Annotated in this window: 4 protein-coding genes and 1 pseudogene; all 5 read right to left on the bottom strand. The window is 61.2% G+C overall.

Annotated elements, in window-relative coordinates:
* Positions 1–234 (bottom strand): annotated as a pseudogene (locus tag MRY75_RS19605) (hypothetical protein); the annotation flags it as partial.
* A complete protein-coding gene (locus MRY75_RS19600; protein ID WP_292309662.1) occupies positions 231–995 on the bottom strand; it encodes a DUF4198 domain-containing protein in 765 nt (254 codons plus the stop codon). The pseudogene MRY75_RS19605 and the gene MRY75_RS19600, both read right to left, overlap by 4 nt.
* Before the next feature lie 36 nt (positions 996–1,031).
* Positions 1,032–2,186 carry an ABC transporter permease gene (locus MRY75_RS19595; protein WP_292309661.1) on the bottom strand — a complete coding sequence of 385 codons (1,155 nt, stop codon included), beginning with the start codon at positions 2,184–2,186 and terminating at the stop codon, positions 1,032–1,034.
* Positions 2,183–2,845 (bottom strand): ABC transporter ATP-binding protein, encoded by a 663-nt coding sequence (locus MRY75_RS19590; RefSeq protein WP_292309660.1) that lies wholly within the window; start codon positions 2,843–2,845, stop codon positions 2,183–2,185. The genes MRY75_RS19595 and MRY75_RS19590 overlap by 4 nt, the downstream gene beginning before the upstream one ends.
* Positions 2,842–3,306, bottom strand: a complete 465-nt coding sequence (locus MRY75_RS19585; RefSeq protein ID WP_292309659.1) for a hypothetical protein — start codon at positions 3,304–3,306, stop codon at positions 2,842–2,844. Before MRY75_RS19585 ends, MRY75_RS19590 begins: the two co-directional genes overlap by 4 nt.
* Positions 3,307–3,703 lie beyond the last annotated feature (397 nt).

Genomic DNA, 3,703 nt, shown 5'->3' with positions numbered 1-3,703 from the left:
TGCGCCCTCGGGAAGGGGGAACTGTGTCTTGCCGTCGGCACCAACCTCAAGGGTCATCAGCAGGATGTTGTTGGCATCCAGCACACGGATTTCGCCCCCTTTCGGGACGCGGCCAGAGGAAAATGTCGACTCCACCGTCACGGTTTCACCGGCGACGGAGGCGAAGACCCGCAAGTCATGCGCTGCGACCGGAAAGGCCGCAACGCAAAGAGCAAAGACCAAGGCACGGATCATTGCGCACCCCAGGGTTCAAAATGCACCCAGATCACCGCGCCCAGTTCGTGCGCCTTGTCCTGACCTTCGAACTGCATCGGTTCTTCGGCGGTGTTCAGCGCGGCAAAGCCCCACCAGCCCGAAGTCGGCACCGCATAGCTGAAGACGCCATCCGCATCGGCCTTGACGGTTTGGGTGATCATCAGGTCCGACGGCGCCACGGCGCTGCCATCCTGATTGTAATATTCCACCTCGACCTCGGCATAGGGCACGGCTTCGCCATCCAGCTTGACGATGCCCTGGAAGATGTTGCCTTCCCAGAGGGCGAAGGGCTTGGACAGGGGAACGATCTCGGTCTTGAGGCCGAGTTCGGCATCCCAGCCTTCGTCATCGCCATAGGCCGAGACATAGGTCTTGGTGAAATGAGTGATGAAGGCGTCTTCCTCCGGTTCCCAATAGGGTTGCGGGGTCATCGCAAAAACGTAGGTGCCGGGACGCTCGAGCCGGTATTCCATGGCAAAGCCGGGATGATCCATGACCTGCATGTCTTCCAGCATGCCCAACAGGTCGGTGGTCTCGTCGCCGTGGGTCACGGTGAAGGCCTCGGGGCGATCGAGCACCATGCCGATGTTTTCGAACGGATGGGAAAAGGACAGTGTCAGGTCGATGCTGCGCCCGTCTTCCTGGCTGACCATATTGTCGGAGGGGATGATCATGCCGTAATGGGCGGTGGCCGTCGTGGCGAGGGCGGCCAAAGCCGCGGCGGTCATCAGGGTTTTCATCAGGCGATCTCCAATCGAGGTCCGGTTACAAAAGTGTCACAGCGCGAGAATCCACGCTACAAGTTGGTCGCCGTTCCTGGTGACGGCGATCACGAGGGCTGCGGCAAGTCCTGCGGACAGGGTCAAGAGTAGGGCGATTTCCGCAACCGCCAATCGGAGGATCACAAAGCGCCCGGCCCCAAGTCGTTTTGCAGTCTCCATCTCAGAGGCGCGCAGGCTCCACGCAAGGAACAGCGACAGAGCAATGGCCCCCAAAGCGGCGATGCCGATCACAAGGGTGACAGCGTCAAGCAGCGTTGCGATGCGGAAAATGCGGTCGACCAGTCCCGCCACGATCTCGGCCGGAACGGTCATCTGCACGGGGTTCTCCGGATCGAGGTATCGCCCGCGCAAAATTGTGCCGGAGCGCGTGTCATAGGGCACGACCAGAACGGCAGAGAGGGGATAGTCGTTGGCGGATCCATGGAAGTGGAAGCTGTCGATGTTGTCGGGCGTGATCCGCTGGAACTGGGTGATCGCGGCATTGGCGGTGATGTTGCCCTCGGCATCGGCCGTTACGACGTCCTCATGCCCATGTCCGATGCCCGCAATGACCCAGGACGTTTTGACATCCGTGAAGACCGCTTCGTCGTCGGGTGTTCCGGTGGCTGCCAACACGCCGGTGATCTGCAACTCCAGAGGGTAGACCCCGTCGAGATCAAACAGGTTCTCGGGCGCGGAAACCACGGTATCTCCCGGCCCAAGCCCGAGCCGATCCGCAACCTGTGCGCCCAGCACGGCTTCGCCCAGAAGCGCCACCTGACGCCCTTCGGCGATTGTCAGCCCCCGGAAGTCGAAATAGTCGAGCGATGTCCCGACGATCCGCGCACCATTGGTCTGAAACGCTGTGTGCACCGGGATCGGGAGGGCAAGACCACTGTCCCAGACGTCGTCTTCGGCGGCGCGGGTGATGGGAAGGGTGCGATCCTCGGAAAAGTAGACGGCCCCCATCACCAGATCGAGCTGGCTGCCCCGCGCGCCCAACACCAGCGGGGTGGCTTCGGCGCGCTGCGTCAGCGCCTGTTCCGATCCGCGCAGCAGCACTTGTGTGACCATCGGCACCGACAGGATCAACGCGCCCACGATGACCAGCACAAGGCTGCGCGCCCAAGTCCAGCGCAAATGGGCAAGGGCCAGAAACAGTGCGTTCATGCCGGTTGCCTCAGGGTGGCGAAGTCGATGACACGGTCGAACCGCGGCAGCAGGTCATGGTCGTGGGTCACGGCCAGAACGGTTGTACCCATCTCGGAGGCGCGCGCAAAAAGAAGGTCGAGGATGGCCTCTTTTGTTTCGGGGTCAAGATTGCCCGTCGCCTCGTCTGCCAGGATCAGTTGCGGCTGCGTGACCAAGGCCCGGCAGATCGCCACGCGCTGTTGTTCGCCCCCCGAAAGTGCGCCGGGATGGCTCTTCAGGCGATGGGCAACGCCACAGGCTTCGGCAAGCGCTTGGGCCCGGTCGCGCACCTCGGGCGTCAGGCGCAAACCCAGTCCGACACGATAGGGGTAGAGAATGTTCTCGAACGCGGTCAGGTAATCGACCAGCGCGAAGTTCTGAAAGATGAAGCCCACATGCGTCGCGCGAAACCTGCGGCGGCTTGCCTCGTCCAGTGCAGACAGATCATGACCAGCGACTGTGACCTGACCAGTGTTGGCCTGAACCAGCCCGGCCACAAGGTTCAACAGGGTTGTCTTGCCCGTCCCGCTGGGTCCGATCACGCCGACACGTTCGCCCTTGTCCACGGTCAGAGTCGGGATGTTCAGGGCAAACCCACCATGCGGATAGGCGAAGGTCAGATCACGAACCGCGATCAACTGTCTTCCTCCAGCGGGGGGGCGTCGGCATTGCGCTCCAGCGTTCCCGCATCCGTGCGGTCGACATCCGTGAGGGTGAAGTCCGTGATCTTCCACACGCCCGCATCTGACGCCATGACCAGATCGGCGGCATAGGCATTGCCGCGCATGTGCATATGCTCGGAATGACCAACCACACCAAGCACGCGCCACTTTGCCGAGATGTTGACGATGTCGCCTTGGGGTCGCGCGCTCATGCCTAGAAGGGACACCTCATGGATTTCCTGATCGGGGTTCAGACCGCCGCCTGCCATCGCGCCGACCCGTTCCAGATAAAGCTGTTCCAATGCAGGCCCGTTTGCCACTTCGGCCAGCCGGTCATAGATCGCGGCTTCTTCGGTTTCGCCAAAGGCTTCATAGACTTTTGTCAGGATGCCCGGAAGAACCAACGGACTTTCCTGAGAAAACTCGCGCGGGGTCATGCCGTCTGCGGAGATTGATCTGTCTTGATTAGGCGCGATGAACGACCAAACCAAAAGGCCCACTCCCGAAATGAATAGTGCCGCGATCAAAACGTTCCTCAGCATGACGTGATCACTCTGCCCTTCGCCCTTCCTGGTTTCGCTTCAGACGATAGTTCAGCCTCTGCCATGTGCAAGCCGACCCTGTTCCAGCCATCGACCCCGCACTCGGAGTTTTCTTGGCCAAACGAAGGCGACAGGAAGGTTGATGCGAAGCGAAATATGCATGACCCTCCACAGAACGCATGTGCCCGGAAGTGAAGAAAGGTCGTAGCGACACACGTGCTTTTTCCGACAGAGCCCATAGAGGTCAGGGCCGCGGGATGGACCGGCCAGAAAGAAAACCGCAGGCCCCCCG

The sequence above is a fragment of the Marivita sp. genome (assembly GCF_022763305.1).
Taxonomy (GTDB): Bacteria; Pseudomonadota; Alphaproteobacteria; order Rhodobacterales; family Rhodobacteraceae; genus Marivita.
The sequence above is the reverse complement of the archived record's forward strand: the minus strand, read 5'-3'. Positions and strand labels throughout refer to the sequence as shown.

Bases quoted from the DNA above. Each gene is read 5' to 3' on its own strand.
- MRY75_RS19595 (WP_292309661.1), bottom strand. From the start codon at position 2,186: ATGAACGCACTGTTTCTGGCCCTTGCCCATTTGCGCTGGACTTGGGCG.
- MRY75_RS19585 (WP_292309659.1), bottom strand. From the start codon at position 3,306: ATGACCCCGCGCGAGTTTTCTCAGGAAAGTCCGTTGGTTCTTCCGGGC.
- MRY75_RS19600 (WP_292309662.1), bottom strand. From the start codon at position 995: ATGAAAACCCTGATGACCGCCGCGGCTTTGGCCGCCCTCGCCACGACG.